This window comes from Streptomyces prunicolor (assembly GCF_045162825.1).
In the GTDB taxonomy this organism is placed as follows: Bacteria; Actinomycetota; Actinomycetes; order Streptomycetales; family Streptomycetaceae; genus Streptomyces; species Streptomyces prunicolor.
The window spans coordinates 1,215,407-1,238,380 of the sequence record NZ_CP108676.1 but is presented as its reverse complement, the minus strand read 5'-3'; the positions used below and the strand labels follow the sequence as shown (position 1 = coordinate 1,238,380).

Below are 22,974 nucleotides of genomic sequence, written 5' to 3'. Positions count from 1 at the left end.
TGTGACCCCCAGGGGGAACCCCGATCACCCGCGGTCGGCGAGCGCCGTACGGGCCGCGTCGAGCAGCTGTCGCGCGGCGTCGTCCCAACTGCGCGCCTGAGCCATGGCGTTGCGCAGGCGGCGGGCCCGGACAAGTGCCTCGTCGGGATGGGCGATCACCTCTGCGATCCGGTGGGCCCACAGCTCTTCGTCCCCCTCGCGACCTGTGACGGGCAGGAGCACATGGCGCGCTAGGTCGGGCGCCACGTCCGTGATCAGTTCCCCCACGCCACTGTCAGCGCTCATGAGACAGGGGATTCCCGCCCGGATGTGCTCCGAGGCCACCAAGCCGAACGCCTCGGCCAGCGACGGCATCAGCGCCAGCCACACCCGCCCGAGGTCATGGTCCAGTTGCGCCCGGTCGGTGGTGTAGTTGCGGGGCAGCAGCTTCAGGCGCGGCTCGGTCACCAAACCTGTCAACTCCTGGTGGAGGCCCCTGCCTTCGCCCTTGCGCACTCCCCGCAGCAGCAGGTCGACGCGCTTGATGTCCTGGCGCAGCCACAGGGCTCGGTTCGTGGCCCGAACGGCGAGAGCGACGCCCTTGGTGTCCCCGTCCTCCAACCTGCCCATCAGGGTGATCAGCGGGTTTCCCCGCAGGTCTTCGGGAGGAGGGGTCGGGGAAGGGTCGAAGCCTGGATCCAGTCGCAGGGGAGGTGCGGCGGAGCGTGGGAGATCCCGGTCGAGCATCCTGAACAGGACCGGACCGACACCGACGGTCCGCGTGGCCCTGCCGCCCAACTGCCAGTCGCTCCAAGAGCGTTCTTCGGCGCGCGACGCGGGATCGTCGTCCCGCCCCAACTTGAGCCATTCGAGGAGATCCGGCTCCGTGTGCACGAAGTGGAAGTGGCACGCGCTCTTGTAGACGTCCTCGACCAGGGCGAGCGCATAGGCTCCGGTCACCTGGCCGTGCCCGATGACGACATCCGGCTTGTCCTCGTCGGGCAGCCGAGGCGGACGCAGCAGTGTCTGCCCCTTCCGCAGCCCGTGAGTCGTCGGCGACTCCAAAAGGGTCACGTTCGCCTGGGCGGCATCCAGCAGCTCGTCCGCGGAGAACGAACCGGCGATCAGGCACCAGACCTTGACGCCGTCCAGCGCCGCCAGCGCCACGCACAACTCCCGGTTGACCGTGCTGATCCCACCCCGTCGGGAGAACCACTCGTCGGCCACCGCCAGCACCCGCAACGGTTCCGACCGCGGCCCCGACTCGGTTGACACAGCGCCCGGCCCCGCTTCCCCTCCGCTGCCAGGCGGAGTTTCCGACCAGGCTGCCCCGTTCCAACCGAGACGGTCAGGACCGTTCGTACGCCGAGCGCTCTCCGCGAGCTCCGGGAAGGCGTCGTCCGGTACCTGGCCGTCGACAGAGACCGATCGTCCGTCCGCTGTGACGAGTTGCGCGTTACCGCTCGCTGCCGCGCTGTCGTCCGTGTCGCGCACCCAGTCCCGGACCAGCTGACTCAGATGGGGCAGGTCCTTGGCGTCCAAGTGGTGGGCGGAGTCCAGCAGTACGGCCCGGAGCACCTTGCGGGTGAGGTCGGGCAACGCGCGGTGGTCGAGGTCGGCGGGACTCATGCGTGCGGGGGAGCCGGCTCGGCGCAGGCGCTCCAGCAGGTCCTCGCGTTCACCAGCCGATACGGTGGGCGCGAACCGCACCACCAGAGCCGCAGAGTGACGGGACGTCATGGAGTGATGATGGCACGCGCTGTGCGCGCAAACCTGACGGACCGGATGGTGGACCCGGCCACGGCCCTCTCCTTCCCGGCGGCCACCCGCTCGTCAGCTTCACCGGAAGCGGAACTGGCGGAACTGGTCGAGAAACACGAGCGGTTACATGCCGACGCCCTGTTCGCCGAGTCCAACTGGGCGGAACTGGGCCGCCATTACGACGTCCTTGCCGAGCGCGCCTGGAAGGGGACCCATCGGGCCGAGGCCCTGCGGCTGCTGCTCGCCGCCCGTGCCGCCGCGCAACGTGCCGGTGACAGTGAGGCATTGCTGGAGAGGACGAGATTCCTCGCGGAACGGTACCGCTTGTGCGCGGCCTTCCTCGCGGCAGAGGCCTGGAACATGGAACAGCTCGGCAGCCCGCTGGTACCCGCCAACGCCAAGTACCACGTCACCGCCTGGCGTGCCCGTGCCGCGCTGTGCGAGCCGTCCGGCGCCTATGAGTCGGCCGTCGTCTTCAGCGACCGCTCCCTCGCCGTCGCCGAGCAGTTCCAGGGAGCGCCGGGTGTGGCACAGGCCCGGGCCCAGTCCCTGCTCCAGCGGGCGACCACCGAACGGCTGAGGGGGCATCTGGAGAGCGCCTACTCCTTTCTGGACGACGCACGGGAACGAGCTCAGGCGCTACGGGGGAAGGAGGACTCCCCGAACCTGCGGGGGCAGATCGCGCTGGCCCACGCCCGGATGGACATCACTGTCGGACATTTCCCGTCCGCCCTCGCCATGTACCAGGAGGCCGAGGACTGCTTCCGCGAGAGCGGCTCGAACGTCAACGTACGCGTCGTCCGGGTCGCCCGCATCGCGGCACTGCGCCTGCTGGACCGTCTCCCCGAGGCGCTCGCCCTCAGTCGCGAACTGGCCGAGGAGAGCGAGAAGTTGCGCCTCCACCGTATCCACGGTCAAGTCCTCCTCGAACAGGCCGAAGTCCTGGAGGCCTTGGGCGAGGGGGAGGAGGCAGGCAGGGTCCTTGAGCGGGCACGTCCCCATTACGAGAGCAAAGGCACCCTGGAGGCGGCCCGCTGGAACCGCCATACGGGACGCCGACTGATCATGTCCCACGGCGACATGGACCGTGCCGCAGCGCACCTCACCGCCGCCCTCGGCATCGCCACCCGGGAACAGTCCCGCGACCTCACCCGCACCTGGTACGCCCTGCACGACTTGCTGCGCCTCGAAGGAGACGCCGAACTCCCGCAAGCCCTCCGTCTGTTGGTGAGTCGTACCGCCCTCGCCTGCGCCGACCTCCAGCGCGACCGGCTGACCCGGCCCGAGAACCGCTGGGCGCTCCAGGAGCAGCGGGAGGAGGTCTACGCGGGGGCGCTGATGGCCCATGCGGCCGCACAGCGGCACGAGGACGTCGCCCGCATCGTCGAGCTCGGCCGCTCCGACGTCCTGGACCACCTTCTGGAAAACCGTGCCGAGCTCGGCCGACCCCCTTCCCCGACCCTCTCCTCGCGGCTGCCGTCGAGCAACGACCCCGAGCGCGTCGAGGAGGTGTTCCGGGCGGCCCGCGCGGTGCACGCCGCCCTCGCCGGCGACCGTGTACCGCCTGCCGGCCACCACGCCCCGACGCCGCCCGGTCGGCTGCCCTCCCCGACCGAGACCGATGAGCTGGCCGACGTCGTGGTCCTCGTCCAGGTCGGCAAGGGCCCTGACGGCTGGTGGTCCTCCGTGGTTTCCCGCGTCCGGCGAGGCGCCTGGCACAGCGTCCGGCAGACCGCTCCCGCCGAGCTTGCGGAGCTGATGGAGCTGCTCACCGCGGGCGAACCGCTGCCCGAGTACGGCGTCAGCGTCCGCACCTGGGAGGCATTGGGCCGCTTCCTGCTGCCCCACGACGCCGTATGGCACGGCACCGTGGACCGTCCGGTGTCCCTGCTGCTCAGCCCCGACCTGCGGCTGTGGCAACTTCCCTACGGCGCGCTACGACGCGAGGGGGTCTGCCTCCTCGACGTCGCCGAAGTGACGCTCACCCCGAGCCTGCGCACCCAGACCATGCTGTACCGGACCCGTGCGGACACCGGCGCCCTTCCCGATGCGACGGTCGCGCGCGCGATCAGCGTCCTGGACGCCACGCTCAACGGTCATGCGGACGAGTTCGCCGCCCTCTCCGCATGGCCGGGATCCCACCACGAACTCACCGCCCTGGGCCCCGTCGAGGACCTTGCGTCCGCCGCACTCCTCTACCTCAGTGGTCTGGGGGAGGCCGCAGGCACGACCACGCTCGGCCCACTGGCTGTCACCTTCGACCTGCTTGCCGGCCTCCGCCTGCCCAGACTGCTGATCCTCAACGGCTGCTGGACCGGCACCGCGGCCAGCCGCTTCGGCCGTGACCCCCTCAGCCTGGCCGTCGGCGGAGTCCTGGGCCGGGCCCAGACCGTTGTCGCGGGCATCGGCCACATCAACAGCTGGTCCTCCGCACAGGTGGGTGCCGCCATCCTCCCCTCGATCTCCCTGGGCCGGACGCCTAGTTCCGCCCTCCGTCACGCTCAACGCACCCTCCGCGACACCTACCCCGAACTGGGCCCTTACGACTGGGCCGGCATGTGCCTGATCGGTCTGGGTGGTCACTCCCTCTTTCACCCTCCGACGACCTGAGCCGGCACCTGGTCCCCTGGCCACGTGGAGGGTGGGCGCGGCGGCCTGTCAGGCGGCCGTGGCCTCCTGGTAGTCGGTCTCGCGCAACTGGGCCGTGATCGCGCCCCGTTGGGCATGGGACGTGCCCAGAGCCGGCTGTGCGATCGACACGAACTGCCGTGTGCGATCGCGTAGTTCCACTGACGCCTGCTGGAACATCGCACGAGACCCCGGCATGCGCTGAGGCACTCCTCTGTTCATTTCTGCGTGCCGTTCCTCTACTCTCAAGGAGATCATCAGCTGTCACATGACATCTGCCCGGTGATGGAGTCGGCGTGGGGTGCGCGTCCCCGCTCCACGCCACCATTGGACGGCTCCAGGCGCAGCCACAGGTCGGCACATCAGGACGCCGACGACCCCGTTGGTGCGTCCCGCCGGGCGGCGAAAGGGATGCGCCGTGCCTTCGGCTTCGGCGAACTACCGTACCCTGCTGCGCACTTCGGGTGCCGCGGCCTTCTTCCTCCCCGCTGCTGTCGGGCGTCTGGGCATCGCCATGACGGGCATCGGCATCGTCTGGCTGGTGCACGCACGCACCGGGTCGTATGCCGCCTCGGGCCTCGTCACCGGCGGATTCGCTGTCGCGGATGCCGTCGCCGGGCCCCAGATCGGGCGTCTGGTCGACCGGTTCGGGCAGACGCGGGTGGTTCCCTGCGCGCTGGTCGCCCACGCCGGGGCCGTGGCGCTGCTGCTCGCCGGCGCCGTTCCGGACCTCGTCGCCGGAGCGCTCGTCGGGGCGACACTGCCCCAGCTCGCCGCCCTGTCCGCCGCTCGCTGGTCCGCCCTGCTGTCCGGCGAACGGGCGGCCGCGCTGCCCACCGCCTTCGCCCTGGAGGCCCTCGCCAACGGCGTGTCCTACCTGGCGGGCCCGGCCCTGGTGAGTGTCCTCGGTGCGGCAGGTCACCCGGGCGCCGGTGTGCTGCTCGCCGCCGCGCTCGTTGTCGGCGGCGGACTCGTCCTCGCCGCCCAGCGCCGCACCACACCGCCCCTCACCGGCCACGCCGAACGCCGGCACGCCGGACGCGCCCTGCTCCACTCCGCGTTCCTGCGGCAGGCCGCGCTCGGCCTCACACTCGGCGTGTTCTTCGGCGCGATGCAGGTGTCCGTCGCCGCATACGCCGTCGGTCGCGGCACACCGGACGCGGCAGCGCCGCTCTACTTCGCCTCCAACTGCACCAATCTGGTGGGCGGTTGGGCCTACGGCGGCTGGCGACACAGCGGCTCACCCCAGCGCCACCTGGTCGCAGCCGCCGCCTGCCTCGCCCTCGCGAGCCTTCCGCTGACCGTCCTCGACGCGCCCCTCGCGATCGGCGCCACCCTCGCTCTGACCGGACTCGCTGTCCCGGTCCTGCTGATCCTCACCTCCCTCCTCACCCAGTCGTCGGTCCCGCGCCCTGTCCTCACCCAGGCGTTCACCTGGGGCAACTCCGCAAGCGCCGCAGGATCGGCAGCCGCCGCGGCGGTCGCGGGACGCGTGGTCGACACGGGCGGTCCACACAGCGGCTTCGGCGTGGCGGTGGGGGCCGCGGTGGCGATGACGCTCCTGGCGCTCGGTGGTCTGCGGGAGTCATCAGCAGCCGAGGACGAACGGCCTTGCCCCGGGCCGGAGGACAGCCACCATCAGGACACCGAGAAGGGAGCCGAGCATCCCCGAGCGGTGTCAAAACGGTTCTGGCGCACATCTTGAAGAGCGGCCTCGGAGGGTAACCGGAGTGCTCGATTGCGGGGACGGGATCCGGGCGGGACCGCGTACGCCGGCATGAGTTCCTCAACACGGCGGGGATCTCGGCTGGTCCGCGCGCATGCGCGGTGGACGCTCGGCTACGACGCCTGGTGGCATGCCCGACTGCCAGGAAACGGCCCGCACCACCTGGGTCGTTGGGCGTTCCGTCACGGCGGCACGGTTGTGTCGTTCGTCGACCGGGCCGTGTCGCGCAGTGCGTGAAGGAGGGCGGCGGCCGCGGGGATGCGGAGGGTGTCCGGCCAGAGCAGGGCGAAGACCCGGCGGACCGGCCAGTCGGCGAGGGGGCGGGCGACGACCCGGGGGTCGAAGTGGGCCGTCACGCCGAGTTCGTTCATGACCGCGAGGCCGATGCGGTTGGCGACCAGGCTGTGCAGGGTCAGCTGGTCGTCGGCGGTGGCGGCGATCCGGGGCACGAACCCGGCGTCCCGGCACGCGGCCAGGAAACGGGTACGGCCGGACTCCAGCACCCAGCGTTCGCCCGCGAGGTCGGCCAACGACACCGTGGGCGAGGCGGCGGCCGGGTGGTCGGCCGGGAGCAGGACGCAGCGGCGGTCGGTCAGCAGCGGGACGCGGCGCAGACGGGGGTCCACGGTCACGGACGGGTCGCCCGTGTTGTCGGGCGGGCCGACGGCGCTGTCGGACCGGTCCGCCTCCGTCTCCCCGCCCGTCCCCGTCTCCCTGCCCGTCCCCGTCTCCCTGCCCGTCTCCGAGTCCCGCTCCCTGTCCCTCTCCTTTTCCTTCTCCCTGAAGTCCAGCTCCCTGAAATCCAGGTCGCACAGCACCGCGAGCTCGACCGCGCCCTCCAGCAACAGACCGTGCGAGACACGGCACTCGGCCTGGGTCACCGTGACCTCCAGCTCCGGACGGGTCCGGCGGAGGGTACCCAGTGCGCGGGGGACCAGGCTGACGCAGCTGCTCTGCATCGCGGCCAGGCGGACCCGGCCGGCCTCGGGGGCGGTCAGCGCGGCCAGTTCGTCCTCGGCGGTGCGCAGCGCGGCCAGCACCGTTCCCGCGTGGCGGGCCAACGCCCGTCCCTCCGGGGTGAGTTGAACGCCCCGGCCGCGACGGGTGACCAACGGCGCACCGACCGACCGCTCCAGCATCCGCATCTGATAGCTGATCGCGGGCTGCGTGTAGCCGAGGGCGTCGGCCGCGGCCGTGTAGGTGCCGGTGCGGGCGACCTCGGCCAGGACCTGCAACTGTCGGGGGTCGTACATCGGGCAAGCATAAAGAGCCTTTATTAATTCCGGGTGACATTCGAATTGGACGCCCGAGAGCGGAGCCGACGATGCTGATCGCGTGCCTGAGGTTCTCGTACGTATAGCAAAAGTGAACAAGCACTTCGGGGAAAACCATGTGCTGCGTGACATCGACCTGGACATCCACTCCGGCGAGGTAGTCGTCCTGCTCGGTGCGTCCGGTTCCGGGAAGTCGACGCTGTGCCGGTGCGTCAACCGGCTGGAGACCGTCGACTCCGGAGTGATCAGTCTGGCGGGCGTTCCGCTGCCCGACGAGGGAGGCGAACTCGCGCGGCTGCGGGCCCGGGTGGGCATGGTCTTCCAGTCGTTCAACCTCTTCGGGCATCTCAGCGTGCTCGACAACATCACCCTCGCCCCGATCCGCGTGCGGGGACTCTCCCGTCGGGAGGCCGACGAGCGGGCCCGGCAGCTCCTCGACCGGGTCGGACTCGGCGACAAGGCGGACGCCCGGCCCGCGCAGTTGTCCGGCGGGCAGCAGCAACGGGTCGCCATCGCACGGGCGTTGGCGATGGACCCGCAGGTGCTGCTCTTCGACGAACCGACCTCGGCACTGGACCCGGAAACGGTCGGCGAGGTGCTCGACGTCATGGCCGCACTGGCGGTCGACGGGATGACCATGCTCGTCGTCACCCACGAAATGGGGTTCGCGCGACGGGTCGCCGACCGAGTGGTGTTCCTCGACGAGGGGCGCGTCCATGAGACCGCCACCCCCGACGAATTCTTCGACGCGCCCCGCACCGAACGGGCCCGTGAATTCCTGTCGAAGGTCCTCAGCCACTGAAGCCATCGAGACCATCGAGACCATCGGAGCCACTGAGTTCGGCAACCGCCTCACCCCGTATTCGCTGCACCGCGTATTCGCCGCTCCTCTCCCCGTATTCGCGCAATGACGAAAGGGATTCCGCCCGATGAGACTGTCCCGGCCCCGCCGTGCCCTCGGTGCCGCCTCCGCCACGGCCGCGCTCGCCCTGACCCTCACCGCCTGCGGCGGGTCCTCGACCCTGCCGGCCGCCTCCGGTTCGTCCGGTTCCGCCGCCGCGGACGCCTCGAAGACCTACGACGAGATCCTCGCCGCCGCCCCCGTCGCATCCGCCGATCAGATACCGGCCGGCAGCCTCATGGCGAAGATCAAGAAGCGCGGGACGCTGATCGTCGGCGGCACCGACACCTCCGCGCTCTTCTCGCTCAAGGACCCCGTCACCGGCAAACTCACCGGATTCGACGCGGGGTTGGCCGCGATGCTCGCGAAGTACATCACCGGGAAGAACAGCACCAAGCTGGTCCAGGTCAGCGTGGCCACCCGTGAGCAACTGCTGCGCAACGGCACCGTCGACACGGTGTTCGCCACGTACTCGATCACTCCGGAGCGGGCCAAGAAGGTCGACTTCGCCGGGCCGTACTACTCCTCCGGCGACGCGATCCTCGTCAAGAAGGCCAACACCGGCATCACGTCGGTGGGCGACCTCAACGGCAAGACGGTCTGCACGCAGAGCGGTTCGACGGCGGCCAACGACATCAAGGACTTCGCCCCGAAGTCGAAGGTGATCCTCTTCGACGGCAACAGCCAGTGCGTACAGGCCGTCAAGCAGGGCCGCGCCGACGCCTACGTGATCGACCAGGCGATCCTCGTCGGCACGCAGTACCGCGACCCGTCGGTCAAGGTGGTCGGACAGCCCTTCACCACCGACCCGTACGGCATCGGTACGCCGAAGTCCGACCCGGAGATGAAGAAGTTCGTCGACGCCTGGCTGAAGAAGATCGAGGCCAGTGGCGCGTGGGCGAAGCTGTGGAAGGCGACGCTGGGTACCGCCGTGACCGGTGCCGCGCCCAAGCCGCCGGTGATCGGCTCGGTCGAGGGCAGCTGACCGACCCCATGTTCACCCATGTCGACGCCATCGCCGGGCAGTTGGGGCGAGGGCTGCTGCTGACGCTCGCCATGACCGCGCTCACCTTCACGGGCGCGGTCGCGGGCGGCCTCGTCGTCGCCGTGCTGCGGATCTGCCCGGTGGCACCCCTGCGGGCGTTCGGCGCCGGGTACGTCGCGGTCTTCCGCAACATCCCGCTCCTCGTCCTGCTCGTGCTCTTCGTGTTCGGACTGCCCGATCTCGGGCTGCTGTACCCGCTGTTCGCCACCGTGACCACGGCGATGGCCCTGTACTGGGCCGCGTTCGTGTGCGAGGTCGTGCGCTCCGGGGTACGTGCCGTACCGCGCGGACAGGCCGAGGCCGCCCGGGCGCTCGGACTCGGCTTCGGGCAGTGTCTGCGCCATGTGATCCTGCCGCAGGCCGTGCGCCCGATGGTGCAGCCGCTGGGCAGCATCTTCATCGGCTGCGCGCTGAGCACCTCACTGGCGGCGGCGGTCGGTGTCGCCGAACTCACCGGCCAGGCCGAGTTCCTGACACTCCGTTACGACCAGCCGCTCACCAGCTTCGCCCTCACCACGATCGTCTACGTCGCCCTCACCCTCACGTCCGGCCTCGTCGCCGGGCGCGTGGAACGGAAGCTGGCGGTGGTCCGATGAAGCCGCTCACGAAAGCGCGGCACGACGACATCCATCTCCTCTTCGATCCGCCCGGACCGCGCGCCCGGCGCCGGATCAGGATCGCGACGGCCGTCTCCCTGGCCGTGTTCGCCGCCCTACTCGCCTTCGCCGTACGGCAGTTCGCCGCGCACGGGCAGCTCGACGCCGACCAGTGGCGGATGTTCGGCGAGTGGCCCATCATCCGTTTCCTGCTGTCCGGGCTGGGCCAGACCCTGCTGGTCACCGCGGTCGCCGCCGCGCTCGCCTTCCCGCTGGGCGGCCTCGTGGCGCTCGGCCGGCTGGCCCGCAACCGGCCGACACGCGCGCTCGCCCGGACGTACGTCGAACTGTTCCGGTCCGTCCCGCTGCTGCTCCTGCTGTACGTGTTCCTGTTCGGGCTGCCCGGAGTCGGTCTCACGTTCCCCGTCTTCTGGCAGCTGGTGATCCCCATCGTGTTGGGCAACGCGGCCGTCGTCGCCGAGATCTTCCGGGCGGGGGTGCTGAGCCTGCCGCGCGGACAGACGGAGGCCGCGTACAGCCTCGGTATGACACACCGTCAGACCATGTCGGGCGTGGTCGTTCCGCAGGCGCTGCGGGCGGTGAGCCCGGCCCTGGTCAGCCAGTTGGTGCGGCTGCTCAAGGACTCGACGCTGGGCTATGTGGTCAGCTACCTCGAACTCCTGCACCAGGCAAAGGTGTTGGGCGAGTACTACCACGCCGTGCTGTCCACCTACCTGGTCGCGGCGGCCTGCTTCATCGCCGTCAACTCCGCGCTGTCCGGGCTCGCTTCGTGGCTGGAAGCGCGTCGCGCCTGACACCGGCGTACGAGAAGAACCCTAAGCAATGTGAGAGAAGGAGCGAACCGGCATGTGCCGCCTGCTCGGCGTGGTCACCCGCGCCCCCCTGCCGCTCGACACCGCGCTGGACGGTCTGGTCGGGCCGTTCACCGAGCTGAGCCGTGAGCACCGTGACGGCTGGGGCATCGCCGCCGGGCAGGGGAGCGGGTCAAGCCCCTTGGTCGTCAAGGGAATTGAGCCCGCCGCCGAGACCGACTTCTGGGGGCGGACCCTAACCGGCACGGTCACCGACGCCGCCCTGCTGCACCTGCGGCTGGCGAGCCCGGGGCTGCCGGTCGTCCCCGGCAACACCCACCCGTTCACGGTCGGCACCGTGGCCTTCGCGCACAACGGGTACTTCACGCCGTACGACACACTCGACGAACTGATCGCTCCTGAACTGCTGTTGAGGGCGGCCGGGAGCACCGACTCCGAGCGGTACTTCCTGCGCGTGCTGACCCTGCTGCGGGAGACGGGCCCCGTCGACGCGCTCGCCCGGGCCGCGGCGGACGTCCGGGAGCGGGCTGCCGCCTACGCCAGCCTCAACTGCCTGCTGCTCACCGAGGACGCCCTGTACGCGTACGCCGACGAGGACCCGGAGTCCGAGGTCAGCAGGCGGCGCGGCCCCGACTTCTTCCGGCTGCGCTACCGGGTCGACGAGGACCGGGTGGTCGTAGCCTCCAGCGGTATTCCGCAGCCCGACGACCGCTGGACTGTGCTGCCGTACCGGGAGGTCCTGGAGATACGCCGGGCCGACCTGCGTGTCACGACCGCACGGGCGGCTCCGCACAGCGATTCCGGACCCTCGACTACGCTGGCACATGTCAACCGTCGCTGACCTATGGAGGGGGCGAACACAGGTGCCCGCAGACCTGGCGTTCGACGCGCTCGCCGACCCCGTACGCCGCCAGATCCTGGGCGTACTGGCAGAGCGCGAGGAGTGCACCGTGGGGGAGCTGGCGGAGCGGATCACCAGCATCGGCCGTACCGGAGTCTCCAGCCATCTGCGTGTCCTGCGTGCCGCCGGCCTGGTGACCGAGCGGAAGGCGGGCCGGTTCCGGCACTACTCGATCGACCCGGCCGGCCCCGCGCGTGACGTCATCGCGACGTTGCAGGCGCTGTTCCAGGGAGCGCTCGCCGACGCCGGGCGCGCCGCCACCGCGACGGAGGCCGCGACCACCGACCCCGACGTCCAGGACAGCCGGTCCGCCGGATGACCGCATGAGGTGACGTGATGGCCGCACTCCTGCTGCCCGCCGAGGAATGGACCGAGGCATCGCCGGTCACGACGTTCGGCCTGTTCGGCGCGGGCGCGGGTGCGGGCTGGGTCTTCGACGCCGTGTGCGACCGGGTCGCGGCGGGCGCGGTGGTGCGGATGGGCGCTCCGCTCGGCGGCCCGGTCGCCGACCAGGTGGAGATCATCGGCCGGATCACCGAGGTACGGCCACCGTCGCCGGCACACGGGAACGCACGCGGCCACGCCGGGCAGGGCGGCCGTATCGAGATCGTGCACGACCAGCCCTGGCGGGGCCGCATCAAACTGCGGTTCGACGCCGACCGGGGCGGAACGAGGGTCCGGCTGTTCGCCGAACTCGACGAGGCCGGGCTGGAGTGGCTGATGCGCCGCCGCGGCCTGCCGGCCGGTCGCGGGTCCGCGCCGAATCCGAACGCGCGGCTCGGTCTGCTGAACAGCAAGTCGGGCCTGGGGAGCATGTTCGGGGCCGCGACGGACCACATGGCCATGCTCGCCGTCGAGGAGATCAACGCGGAGGGCGGGGTGCGGGGCCGGCCGGTGGAGCTGGTGGTCGGGGACGACGCCTCGGACCCGGCGGTCGGTGTCGCCGAGGCCCGGCGACTGGTCCGGTCCGGCTGCCGGACGATCCTCGTCGCCACGACCTCCGCCACCTACTTCGCGGTCTCACGGGCGCTCGCCGGGACCGAAGTGCTCCTGATCCAGCCGCACATGAACGAGGGCGGTGGCACCGGCCCGCTGCGCGTCCAGCTCGGCGAGCACCACGAGGATCAACTGTCAGCAGCCGTACGACCGTTGATGCGGGCGGCCGGTGGAAAGCGCTGGTTCCTGGCCGGCAACGACTACTGCTGGCCGCGCAGCACGCACGCGGCCGCCCGTCGCATCCTGCCGCGCTCGGGCGCGCGGGTGGTGGGGGAGCGGTACGCCGCACTGGGCACCCGCGACTTCACCCGGGTCATCGACGCGGTGACGGCCTCGGGCGCGGACATCGTGCTGTCCACGTTCGTGGGCGCGGACGCCGCCGCGTTCGAGCGCCAGTGCCACGCGATGGGTCTGCGCGAGCGGTGCGTCACGCTCGCACCGGCCATGGACGAGTCCACTCTGGAGCACGTGGGAGCCGACGCGGCGCCCGGCCTGTACGCCGTCTCCGGCTACGTCGAGCAACTCGCGTCGCCCGGCAACGCCGTACTGCTGCACCGCTACCGGGAGGCGTACGGCCGCTGGGCCCCGCCGCTGTCGACGCTGAGCGAGTCGGTCTTCGAGGCGGCGCACATCTGGTGGTCCGCCGCGCGCCGGGTGGGTGCGGACGAACCGCGGCTGATCGCCGAGGCGATGCGTCCCGGCAGCTTCCAACTCCCGCGCGGCACCGTCACGTTGGACGACAGTGGCCGGGTCACCCAGGACCTCTTCGTCACCGAGGCGACCGGCACCGGGCTGCGGCCGGTCTCGCTGTAGCCCTGCCGATCCGGTCGGCCCAGCCCTACCCGGCCCGGTGCGGTTAACCGCGAAGTTACGTCAATAAGTATTGACCTATTGGCGCGATGTTCTAGGTTGATGCGTGTCCAGCTGAAAAGGAGCCCTCCCTTGTCCTCACTCCCCGTACCCGACGCCGCCCGCCTCGCGGCGATCGACAAGCACTTCCACTTCGGCCTGTCCGCCGAGGAGTTGGCGGAGTTCGCGCCCGCGGTGGCAGGCTCCCTCGCCGCCTCGGAAGCGGTCGAGCGGCTCTACGAACGCACGGCTCCCACCGCCCCTGACCGCCCCTGGACATCGCCCGCTCCGGACGAGAACCGGCTGGGCGCCTGGTACGTGAAGACCTCGGTCAGCGAGTCGGCGGAGGGCCCGCTGGCCGGTCGTACGGTCGCGGTGAAGGACAACATCGCGGTCGCGGGCGTGCCGATGATGAACGGTTCGCGGACGGTCGAGGGCTTCGTCCCGCGCCAAGACGCCGTCGTCGTACGGCGGTTGCTCGACGCCGGCGCGACGATCGCGGGCAAGTCGGTGTGCGAGGACCTGTGTTTCTCGGGCGCCAGTTTCACCTCGCACCCGGCGCCGGTGCGCAATCCGTGGGACGAGAGCCGGAACACGGGCGGCTCGTCCAGCGGCAGTGCCGCGCTCGTGGCGACCGGAGAGGTCGACCTCGCCCTCGGCGGCGACCAGGGCGGCTCGATCCGGATGCCGGCCGCGTTCTGCGGCATCGTGGGGCACAAGCCCACCCATGGCCTGGTGCCCTACACCGGTGCCTTCCCCATCGAGCGGACCATCGACCACGTGGGCCCGATGACCCGCACCGTCGCCGACGCGGCCGCGATGCTGAGCGTCCTGGCCGGCGTGGACGGCTTCGACCCGCGCCAGCCCGACGCGATCGAACCGGTGGACTACCTGGCCGCCCTCACCGAGCCCGCCACGGGCCTGCGCGTCGGAGTGGTCACGGAGGGCTTCGGCACGCCGGTGTCGGACCCGGGCGTCGACGAGGCCGTCCACGCCGCGATCGACGTACTGGCCTCGGCCGGACTCACCGTGGAGAAGGTGTCGATCCCCTGGCACCTGGACGCCCTCCACGTGTGGAACGTGATCGCGACCGAGGGCGCCGCGTATCAGATGCTCGACGGCAACGCCTACGGCATGAACGTCGAGGACTTCTACGACCCGGAGCTGATCGCCCACTACGCGCAGGGCCGCGTCGACCGCGGCGCCACCCTCTCCAAGACCGTCAAACTCGTTGGCCTGTCCGGCCGTTACACCTTCGAGGCCGGGGGCGGGAAGTACTACGGCATGGCCCGCCGCCTCCTGCCCGAGGTCCGCGCGGCCTACGACGAGGCACTGGCCCGGTACGACGTGCTGGTCATGCCCACCGTCCCCTACACGGCCAAGGAGATCCCGCCCGCCGACATCCCCCTGGCCGACTACCTGCACACCGCGCTGTCGATGGTCGGCAACACCGCGCCCTTCGACGTGACCGGCCATCCGTCGTGCAGCGTGCCGACCGGCCTGGTCGACGGCCTTCCGGCCGGCCTGATGATCACCGGCAGGCGCTTCGACGACGCCACCGTGCTGCGCGTCGCGCACGCCTATGAGCAGGCGGTCGGCGGGTTCCCGACGCCTCCTGTCGCCGGGAGCGGTTCGTAGCTCGATTCCGGGGCCGGACGACTCGGTACTGCCCGCCTGGTGCTCACAGCCAGGCCGGCAGGACCGGTACCGCCGTCGATCCGACCGCCGTCGTGCCATGCGGTCGGCCGGCCAGATAGGCGGTGATCTCGGCGAGAGGGCCCGTGACCGTGATCGCTTCCCCGGCCGTGTCCGGTGCGCCGGGCAGATACCAGCGAGCGGGCACGTCGGTCGGCCGGAGGACGACCTCAGGCCCTGGGGCGCCCCCGCGTCTGGTCACGATGTCGTCGCACAGCGCGGTGCGGAAATCGGCGGGCAGGGCGGTGAAGTCGATTCCGCCGCCGAGGTCGACGGCGTGCACCCACACCTCGCGCGAGCGCAGCCACGGGATCTCGGTGGCCGCGACGGTACGGCCCTGTGCGGTGAGGACGCGCGACGCCCACTGGGTGTCGTCCAGTTCGTCCATCGCCTTCTCCAAGGCGTCGGAGGAGAGGCGGAGCCATTCCGTCAGGCGTGTGCCGGGCTGTCGGGCGCCTTCCCTGATGCCGGTCGAGCGTTCCTCGGGGGAGGCATACATCGGGGTCGGCGTACCGGTCGCGGCCCAGTGGACCAGGTTGGCCAGCGCGTCCGCGTTGGCGGCGACATGCGCCACCACGTGCTTGCGGGACCAGCCGGGGAGGAGCGAGGGCGCGTCGTACGCCGCCTCGTCGAGCCGGGTCGTGGCGTGGACGAGGAGTTCGGTCCCTTCCCGCATCCAGCGGCGCGTGTCCGCGAGGGATCGGCTCATCGGACCTGGCCCTCCTTGACGACCCGGTTGTCGAGCCGGCCGATCCCCGCGACCTTCGCCACCACACTCTCGCCGCCCAGCAGGAAACGCGGGGGCTTGCGGGCGTGGCCGACTCCGCCGGGAGTGCCGGTGGCGATGATGTCCCCGGGGTTGAGCCGCACGATCGTGGAGACGTACTCGACGAGCGCCACGGGGTCGAAGAGCAGGTCGCCGGTGGAGTCGGACTGCATGACCTCGCCGTCCACCTCAAGCCGTACGTCGAGTACCGGGCGTACACCGCCGGGCAGTTCGTCCGGCGTCACCAGGTAGGGGCCGACGGGCGTCGAGGAGTCCCACATCTTGCCCTGGAGCCATTCGCGGGTGCGGAACTGCCAGTCGCGGCAGGTGATGTCGTTGAGCGCGGTGAAGCCCGCGATCGCCTCCACGGCCGTGGCCGGTGTGGCCCGGCGGACGGGTTTGCCGATGACGACCGCGAGTTCGACCTCCCAGTCGAACTGGGAGGTCTCCTCCGGTCGTGCGATGTCGTCGCCCGCTCCGATCAGGCTGTCCCCGAACTTCGCGAAGAGCGTGGGGTGTTCGGGCAGATCGCGGCCCATCTCCTTGATGTGGTTGCGGTAGTTGAGTCCTACGCACACCACCTTGGAGGGGTGGGGCACCACGGGCGCGAAGTCGGCGCCGGCCACCGGATACGTCGTCGTACCGGCCGTAGTCGCGTTGTTGGCGCGCTCGTACCAGTCCGGCCGGGCCAGGAACGTGCCGAGGTCGGAGTCCCCGAGGTCGATCAGCACGTCGCCGTCGAGCCGGACGGCCCTGGTCGTGCCGTCGGTGCGGAGGGTGGCGAGCTTCATCGGGCGGCTCCTTCGGTGTGCGTGCGGTGGAGGTGGAGCGCCTCGAAGACGGGCGCGTCGCTGAAACGGAAGAGGTCGAGGGAGCCCGAGTCGGAGTCGGTGGCTCCCGCTTCGGAACGCGCCGAGAAGGGTTCCCAGGAGGGGACGACGAACAGGTCGCCCCGCGTGACCGACCAGGTCTGCTCGCCCACGGTGACGGTGCCGGAGCCGTCGAAGACCTGGTGGACCGAGGAGCCCGTCTCGCGCACCGGGGCGGTCTGCGCGCCGCGTGCGATCCGGTGCATCTCGGCCCGGATGGTGGGCAGTACGTCCGCTCCGGTCGCCGGGTCGGTGAAGCGGACCGCCGCGTGGCCGGGCTCGACCGTTGCCCCGAACCTCTCTGCTTCCAGGGCGAGTTGGTCGGCCAGGGCCCGGTCCGTGTGCTCCCAGCGGTACGCCAGCAGCGGTGAGCCGGGAGCCGTCGTACCGGCCGAGACGGGGCGGAGTCCGGGGTGGCCCCACAGGCGTTCCGACCGTGAGCGGTCGGGGGTGGTCCGCTCCGCGGCACTGATCCGGTCGCGGCCGAACTCGAAGAACTGGGCCTCCGCGACGTACTGGAAAGGAATGTCCAGGCCGTCGATCCAGGCCATCGGCTCGGCGGTGGCGTTGTGATGGGCGTGCCAGTTCCAGCCCGCCTGAGGCAGGAAGTCGCCCCGCCGCATGGGCACCGGGTCGCCGTCCACGACCGTCCACACGCCCTCGCCCTCGACGACGAAACGGAAGGCGTGCTGCGTGTGGCGATGCTCCGGAGCGTCCTCACCCGGCATCAGATACTGAATCGCCGCCCACAGAGTGGGAGTTGCGAAAGGACGGCCGCCCAGCGCCGGGTTGGCCAGGGCGATCGCCCGGCGCTCACCGCCACGGCCCACCGGGACCAACTCCCCGGCGCGGCCCGCGAGTTCCCGCAGCCGGTCCCAGCGCCACAGGTGCGGTACGGCCCTGGACCGCGGGTGCGCGGGCATCAGGTCGCCGATCTCGGTCCACAGGGGGACCAGCAACTCCTCCTCGAACCCGCGGTAGAGAGACCGGAGTCCGGGGGTGACCTCCGGCTGGCCGTCCGCCTCGACGGCCTCCAGCCGGACGGGTGTGTCGGTTCCGCTCATGCGGAGAACCTCCTGCTGCTTCACTGCTGCTTCTTGGTGGCGGATGTGCGATCCGGTCAGTCGCCGGTCGTGGGCCGGGCCTGGCGCAGACCGGTGCGTACGACGGCCAGGTGGTCCGTCATGGCCACGCGGGCCGCTTCGGCGTCGCCCCGGGCGATCGCGTCGTAGATCAGCTGATGCGCGGTGTTGGTGTGGGCGGTGGCCGCTTCGTCGGTGCCGGCCGCGTAGTGCCGGTGCCGGGCGTGGACCAGGGTGTCGAGCGCCGCGCGGATGGCGGGATTGCCGCTGGCCCGGCCGAGCGCGGTGTGGAACGCCACAGCCTCGGCGGTGAACGCCTCGGGGTCTCCCGCCGCCGCGTGGGCGCGGTGCATGGTCTCGCGCAACGCGGCGAGAGTCTCCGGGTCGTGGCGGAACGCGGCGAGTTCGGCGGCCACCGGCTCCAGCGCGAGCTGGGCGTCGATGAGGTCCGCGGGCGACAGGCCCGAGGCGCTCAACTGCTCGGACAGGGCGGCCGACAGCGGGGCGATGCGGTCGTCGGGGGAACCGGGATCCGTCGGGTCCAGGCGCCGGTAGCCGCCGGACCAGTAGACGAGGGGTTCGCCGTCGCGACGGCCCGCGGCCTTGACGGTCCCGACCAGGGTCTCGTGGTCGCCGGCGGGAAGGATCGCCTCCACCGTCGCGTCGAACCAGGCGAGACTGCCGTCCAGGACGGGCGCGCCGGTGACCTCGGCGTGGCTCGGGATGCCGGGGAACGCGTCCTGGCTGAACCCTCGGCCGCGCGTCGCGAAGTACTTCGACACGGCCTGCTGATCCTGGCCCAGCACGTTCACGGAGAACGAACCGGCGGCACGCACCTCGTCCAGCAGGGCGCTGCCGGTGTTCACCGACACCGACACCAGCAGCGGGCGCAGCGACAGCGACACGAAGGAGGTCGCGGTGAGGCCGTACAGGCCGCTGGGCCCGCGCAGAGCTACGACGGTCACGCCCGAGGCGAAGCGGCCGGCGGCGGCGCGGAAGGCGTCCTCCAACTCGGCGAGGCTCTGTGCCTGCGGGGGCGAGGGGGCGGTGGTGGACGGTGTGGTGGTCATCGGTGGTCCTCCGGTTGTCCCAGTTCGCGGAAGCCGTAGAGGTCGAGGGTGAGGGCGCCGTCGCGCAGCCGTGCCATGTACTGGTCCTCCTTGGCGGCGCGGGACCGGGCCGCGTCCCGGACGCGCCGGATCTCGGCGGCGGGCAGTACGGCGATTCCGTCAGCGTCCGCGACGACCAGGTCGCCGCGTGCCACGCGGTGGCCCCGCAACTGGACCGGGCTGCCGACGCGGCCGGGCCAGGACTTTCCGGTGCCCAGGATGGAGACCGACGTCGAGAACGCGGGGAAGCCGAGCTCGCGCAGCCGGTCGGTGTCGCGCACGCCACCGTCGATGACCAGCCCGACGACACCACGGGCCAGGGCGGAGGCGGCGAGGACCTCGCCCCAGTAGCCGTACTCGCTGCCGCCGGCGTCGACGACGAGCACATCGCCCGGAACCGCCGCCTCAAGAGCCCAGTGCAGCGGCAGGTTGTCGCCCGGTGCCGCGGCGACGGGCAGGGCGGTGCCCACGCACCGTGCGCCCGCCCAGGCCGGCCGGAACACCGGCGGGAGGGCGCACGGCAGTCCGGACGCCTCGTAGGCGGTGGCCGAGCCGAGGTCCAGCAGTTCCTTCAGTTCACCGGCGTCGAGGGCGCTCATGACGACCTCCGTTGCAGGAGGTGGTAGCCGTAGCGGGCCCGCGCCTCCGCGATGGTGGCGCCCTCCAGCGCGGCGGCGAGGATGCCGGCCTCCCGCTGCTCGATCTCGCGTGCGACACCGAGGACTTCCTCGGCGCGGTCCCAGGGCACGGCGACCACGCCGTCCTCGTCGCCGATCAGCAGATCGCCCGGCCGCACCTGCACACCGCCGACCGTGACGGGTCCCTGGACCTCGGCCACCTCCACGCGGTCCTTGCCGGTGCGCATGAACCGGCCCCGGCTGTAAACGGGGTAGCCGAGCCCGAGTGCCCGGTGGGTGTCGCGGCAGACGCCGTCGATGACGGTCCCCGCCACCCCGCGCCGGTGGGCGACGGCGGTGAGGATATCGCCCCACACGGTGGCGTCCGTACGGCCGGAGTTGTCGAGGACGACGACCTGGCCGGGCGTCACGTCGTCGAGGTAGTCGCCCACCGTGCCCGGCGGGGAACCCGCGGCCTGGTAGCGCACGGTGAAGGCGCGGCCGACCAGCCGTTGCCCGGGGCCCAGGGGCGCCAGACCGTGCAGCGAGCCGGGCAGCGAGAGACGGTCGAGGGCGTCGGAGACGGTGGCCGTGGAGAGGCCGGACCAGTCGGTGAGGTCGGTCATGGGGTCGGCTCCTGGAAGCGGGCGGCGGTGAACTGCGAGTCGTGCATGACGTCGACGACCGAGCGCCCGGACCGGACTGCCTCGCCCATGAGGCGTTCGCGCAGCACGATCCGCAGGCCGGCGGCGATGACGTCGTCGAGGCGAGCGCTGGGGATGAAGGCGAGCCCGTTCCGGTCGGCGACCAGCCAGTCCCCGGGCTCGACGCTCACGCCGCCGATCAACACGGGGACGTCCATGGCCTGTTGGACGATCCGGCCACGGGCGCTGACCGGCACGGCGGCTCGGGCGAACAGCGGCAGACCGAGCTGCTCGCACTCCTGCACGTCACGGCAGGCGCCGTCCACGATGACACCCGCGACACCGCGGACGGTCGCGGCCTCGGCCAGCAGCCCGCCCCAGCAGGAGACATCCGTCCGGCCGTCGTTGTCGACGACCACCACGTCACCGGCTCCCGCGACGGCCACGAGGGGCGACGCGATGTGGGTGCTGGGGCCGTCGGTGCCGACCGGAACTGCCTTGACCGTGCGGACCCGGCCGACCGTGACGCCCGGTGCCGCCCACATCGGAGCGATACCGGTGACGGCACCGGGCAGGCCCAGCGAGTCCAGCGCGTCGGAGACGGCACAGGCGTCCAGCTCGCGCAGCTGCTTGAGGACCAGTGGATCGGCGCTGTCCGTAAGGGCGTTGGTCGTCATGCCTGGCTCCAGGTGACGAAGCCCATCGCGTTGCCGGTGCCTGCCTCGGTGCGGTAACAGGGCTCGTAGCGCACGGAGTTCACGCTCAGTCCGGCGATGTTCGCGGCAGCGGCTACGGTGATCCAGTTCCGGAGTTCGGAGCTGCCCGAGCGCATCTCCTCGGGGGTGAACTTCGTCAGGGCGGCGGTGTCCCCGTCCCGCAGGGCCGTGAGGAAGCGCTGGTCGAGTTCCTCGTCCACGACGAAGTGCGACAGACCGCCGGAGGCGACAAGACCGACCCGTATGTCCTCGGGGAAGGAGGCGATGGCGGCGGCGAGAGCCTGGCCGAAGGCGACACAGCGCCGGGCCGTCGGCGGGTTGGGCTCGTAGAAGGTGTTCACGAACACCGGCACGAACGGCACCGCCGAGGTCTCGCCCAGGATCCGCTGGTAGATGAAGCCGAAGCCGTGCGGAATGCCGTGGTTGGCGTAGTCGCCCGGGGGCAGCCGCTTGGAGGCGGCCGTGTCGAAGCCGGAACCGACGGTCTCCTCGATGAGGTGCCGGGCCAGCGCCGAGGCGGTGGGCCGGGTGATCAGGTGGTCGGGCACATCCCCGAAGGCGGCCTCCGCCAGGCCGGGCGGCATCGCGTCCAACTGCGCCTGGGTGAACGGCACATGGGCCACCTCGTCGCCCCAGTAGACGGCGAACGCCGGGAGCAACTCGTCGTCGTAGACCTCCTTGTGGTCACTGGAGACGATGACCAGCACATCCACGTCGGCCTTCTCCAGATGCCGGCCGAGATCGTCCAGGGCGCTCTGGCAGGAGGCCGCGCGCCGTGTCTGGACCTCGGCCGTGCACTGGTCCGTGAAGTCCTCGCGCAGCGCGGCCAGTTCGGCGAACGTGTACGTCTCACCCCGGAAGTCGAGGGAGGTGTTGCGGCGGTCGGCGGTGCCGCGCACGTGCCACAACTCCGGTGCCATCTTCAGCTGGGGGCCGTGCGAAGAGCCGATCCCCGTGACAATGCGAGCCATGTGATCCTCCGTCAGATCCGGAACAGGGAGACGGCGTTCTTCTCGTAGAGCGCCTCGCGATCCCCGTCGCTGAGCCACTCGATGCCGTCGACAAGGGTGTGGATGTCGTCGAACCAGCCGCCGGTGGCGGGGTTGATCTGCGAGCCGGTGCCGGGCTTCTCCGTGCCGAACAGACAGCGGTCCACGCCCACCGTGCGGATCAGCAGCTCGATGGCGTCCTGCGTGTACAGGCAGGTGTCGAACCACAGCCGCCGCAGCCGGTCGACATAGGACCCGCCCCCGGAGCGCACCAAGTCCGGCTGGAAGCGGCCGACTTGGTACGGGATCGCGCCGCCGCCGTGCGAGACCACGATCTTCAGGTCCGGGAAGTCGGTCAGCACCGAGGAGGACAGCAGGCTCCAGACGGCGACCGTCTCCTCCTGGATGAAGTGCAGGCTGTAGGGCTCGCGGGTCGGTGGCCGGCACCCGGCGGAGTGGATGACCGCGGGCACGTCGAGCTCGCACAGCGCCTCGTACAGCGGGTACCAGTAGCGGTCGCCCAGCGCGGGGGGTGTGCGGGTGCCCTCGTACGGGTCGGGGTTGAGCAGCGCCCCGACGAAACCGAGGTCCGTGACGGTCCGGCGCAGCTCCTTCGTCCACTCGGCGACGTCCGTCTCCGGGGTCTGCGGCAGGCCGGCGATACCGCGCAGCCGGTCCGGGAACAGCTGGACGGACTGGTGGATCGCGTCGTTGACCGCCTCGGTGAACGCCGTGACGATACGGGCGGGTTGCTCGCTGTGCATCATCTGGTACGGCCGCGGCGAGATCAGCTGGATGTCGATCCCGGCCTCGTCGAGGTGGTCGAGGTGGGAGACGTGGCCGAAGCTCGGGTTCGGGGCCTGCCAGGCCTCGCGGAGCAGGTCGTCGCTGACGGACGGTGGCCGTACGCCGTGCGCGCCGCGGTGCGACAGCAGGCCGGACTTCCACACGTAGAGCGAGTCGGGCGCGGTGACATGCCCGTGGACGTCGATGATCAA

General features: G+C 71.2%; 22 protein-coding genes. 10 read left to right on the top strand and 12 right to left on the bottom strand.

The window, feature by feature from the left end; all coding sequences use genetic code 11:
* Positions 1-24 precede the first annotated feature (24 nt).
* Positions 25-1,719 carry a glycosyltransferase family 4 protein gene (locus tag OG588_RS05600; RefSeq protein WP_405946303.1) on the bottom strand — a complete coding sequence of 565 codons (1,695 nt, stop codon included), beginning with the start codon at positions 1,717-1,719 and terminating at the stop codon, positions 25-27.
* A 6-nt stretch (positions 1,720-1,725) separates the two neighbouring features.
* On the opposite strand from OG588_RS05600, the gene OG588_RS05595 reads away from it, so the two are divergent.
* Positions 1,726-4,350: a CHAT domain-containing protein gene (locus tag OG588_RS05595; protein ID WP_405946302.1), complete on the top strand. Its 2,625-nt coding sequence runs from the start codon at positions 1,726-1,728 to the stop codon at positions 4,348-4,350.
* A gap of 48 nt (positions 4,351-4,398) precedes the next feature.
* Here OG588_RS05595 and OG588_RS05590 read toward each other — a convergent pair whose 3' ends face one another.
* A complete protein-coding gene (locus OG588_RS05590) occupies positions 4,399-4,566 on the bottom strand; it encodes a hypothetical protein (protein WP_405946301.1) in 168 nt (55 codons plus the stop codon).
* 220 nt (positions 4,567-4,786) lie between these two features.
* Between OG588_RS05590 and OG588_RS05585 the strand changes: the two genes are divergently transcribed.
* Positions 4,787-6,073, top strand: coding sequence for an MFS transporter (locus OG588_RS05585; protein ID WP_405946300.1), 1,287 nt, complete (start codon positions 4,787-4,789; stop codon positions 6,071-6,073).
* Between the two features lie 203 nt (positions 6,074-6,276).
* Here OG588_RS05585 and OG588_RS05580 read toward each other — a convergent pair whose 3' ends face one another.
* On the bottom strand, positions 6,277-7,347 hold the full coding sequence (locus tag OG588_RS05580) for a LysR family transcriptional regulator (protein WP_405946299.1): 1,071 nt from the start codon (positions 7,345-7,347) through the stop codon (positions 6,277-6,279).
* 103 nt (positions 7,348-7,450) lie between these two features.
* On the opposite strand from OG588_RS05580, the gene OG588_RS05575 reads away from it, so the two are divergent.
* The 8 genes from OG588_RS05575 to OG588_RS05540 all read left to right on the top strand — a co-directional run bounded on the left by OG588_RS05575 (position 7,451) and on the right by OG588_RS05540 (position 15,127).
* A complete protein-coding gene (locus OG588_RS05575; RefSeq protein WP_405953055.1) occupies positions 7,451-8,170 on the top strand; it encodes an amino acid ABC transporter ATP-binding protein in 720 nt (239 codons plus the stop codon).
* Between the two features lie 127 nt (positions 8,171-8,297).
* The gene (locus tag OG588_RS05570; RefSeq protein ID WP_405946298.1) at positions 8,298-9,254 is read left to right on the top strand and encodes a glutamate ABC transporter substrate-binding protein; all 957 of its coding nucleotides are present in this window, start codon (positions 8,298-8,300) and stop codon (positions 9,252-9,254) included.
* An 8-nt stretch (positions 9,255-9,262) separates the two neighbouring features.
* Positions 9,263-9,910 carry an amino acid ABC transporter permease gene (locus OG588_RS05565; RefSeq protein ID WP_405946297.1) on the top strand — a complete coding sequence of 216 codons (648 nt, stop codon included), beginning with the start codon at positions 9,263-9,265 and terminating at the stop codon, positions 9,908-9,910.
* A complete protein-coding gene (locus tag OG588_RS05560; RefSeq protein WP_405946296.1) occupies positions 9,907-10,725 on the top strand; it encodes an amino acid ABC transporter permease in 819 nt (272 codons plus the stop codon). The genes OG588_RS05565 and OG588_RS05560 overlap by 4 nt, the downstream gene beginning before the upstream one ends.
* 52 nt (positions 10,726-10,777) lie before the next feature.
* On the top strand, positions 10,778-11,584 hold the full coding sequence (locus tag OG588_RS05555; protein WP_405946295.1) for a class II glutamine amidotransferase: 807 nt from the start codon (positions 10,778-10,780) through the stop codon (positions 11,582-11,584).
* A 22-nt stretch (positions 11,585-11,606) separates the two neighbouring features.
* Positions 11,607-11,963, top strand: a complete 357-nt coding sequence (locus OG588_RS05550) for an ArsR/SmtB family transcription factor (protein ID WP_405946294.1) — start codon at positions 11,607-11,609, stop codon at positions 11,961-11,963.
* Positions 11,964-11,980: 17 nt separating this feature from the next.
* Complete coding sequence (locus tag OG588_RS05545) at positions 11,981-13,453, top strand: substrate-binding protein (protein ID WP_405946293.1); 1,473 nt, start codon at positions 11,981-11,983, stop codon at positions 13,451-13,453.
* Positions 13,454-13,582: 129 nt separating this feature from the next.
* The gene (locus OG588_RS05540; protein WP_405946292.1) at positions 13,583-15,127 is read left to right on the top strand and encodes an amidase; all 1,545 of its coding nucleotides are present in this window, start codon (positions 13,583-13,585) and stop codon (positions 15,125-15,127) included.
* 43 nt (positions 15,128-15,170) lie between these two features.
* On the opposite strand, the gene OG588_RS05535 is transcribed toward OG588_RS05540, so the two are convergent.
* The 9 genes from OG588_RS05535 to OG588_RS05495 are packed head-to-tail and all read right to left on the bottom strand — an operon-like array spanning position 15,171 to position 22,974.
* Positions 15,171-15,893 (bottom strand): maleylpyruvate isomerase family mycothiol-dependent enzyme, encoded by a 723-nt coding sequence (locus OG588_RS05535; RefSeq protein ID WP_405946291.1) that lies wholly within the window; start codon positions 15,891-15,893, stop codon positions 15,171-15,173.
* Positions 15,890-16,741 carry a fumarylacetoacetate hydrolase family protein gene (locus tag OG588_RS05530; protein ID WP_405946290.1) on the bottom strand — a complete coding sequence of 284 codons (852 nt, stop codon included), beginning with the start codon at positions 16,739-16,741 and terminating at the stop codon, positions 15,890-15,892. The genes OG588_RS05535 and OG588_RS05530 overlap by 4 nt, the downstream gene beginning before the upstream one ends.
* Positions 16,738-17,883: a cupin domain-containing protein gene (locus OG588_RS05525; protein WP_405946289.1), complete on the bottom strand. Its 1,146-nt coding sequence runs from the start codon at positions 17,881-17,883 to the stop codon at positions 16,738-16,740. Before OG588_RS05525 ends, OG588_RS05530 begins: the two co-directional genes overlap by 4 nt.
* A 56-nt stretch (positions 17,884-17,939) precedes the next feature.
* On the bottom strand, positions 17,940-18,971 hold the full coding sequence (locus OG588_RS05520) for a flavin reductase (protein WP_405946288.1): 1,032 nt from the start codon (positions 18,969-18,971) through the stop codon (positions 17,940-17,942).
* Positions 18,968-19,609, bottom strand: a complete 642-nt coding sequence (locus tag OG588_RS05515) for a 4-carboxy-4-hydroxy-2-oxoadipate aldolase/oxaloacetate decarboxylase (RefSeq protein ID WP_405946287.1) — start codon at positions 19,607-19,609, stop codon at positions 18,968-18,970. Before OG588_RS05515 ends, OG588_RS05520 begins: the two co-directional genes overlap by 4 nt.
* Positions 19,606-20,253 carry an RraA family protein gene (locus OG588_RS05510; protein WP_405946286.1) on the bottom strand — a complete coding sequence of 216 codons (648 nt, stop codon included), beginning with the start codon at positions 20,251-20,253 and terminating at the stop codon, positions 19,606-19,608. Before OG588_RS05510 ends, OG588_RS05515 begins: the two co-directional genes overlap by 4 nt.
* Positions 20,250-20,948, bottom strand: a complete 699-nt coding sequence (locus OG588_RS05505; RefSeq protein ID WP_405946285.1) for an RraA family protein — start codon at positions 20,946-20,948, stop codon at positions 20,250-20,252. Before OG588_RS05505 ends, OG588_RS05510 begins: the two co-directional genes overlap by 4 nt.
* Complete coding sequence (locus tag OG588_RS05500) at positions 20,945-21,958, bottom strand: hypothetical protein (RefSeq protein WP_405946284.1); 1,014 nt, start codon at positions 21,956-21,958, stop codon at positions 20,945-20,947. The genes OG588_RS05505 and OG588_RS05500 overlap by 4 nt, the downstream gene beginning before the upstream one ends.
* An 11-nt stretch (positions 21,959-21,969) precedes the next feature.
* Positions 21,970-22,974, bottom strand: coding sequence for an amidohydrolase family protein (locus OG588_RS05495; protein ID WP_405946283.1), 1,005 nt, complete (start codon positions 22,972-22,974; stop codon positions 21,970-21,972).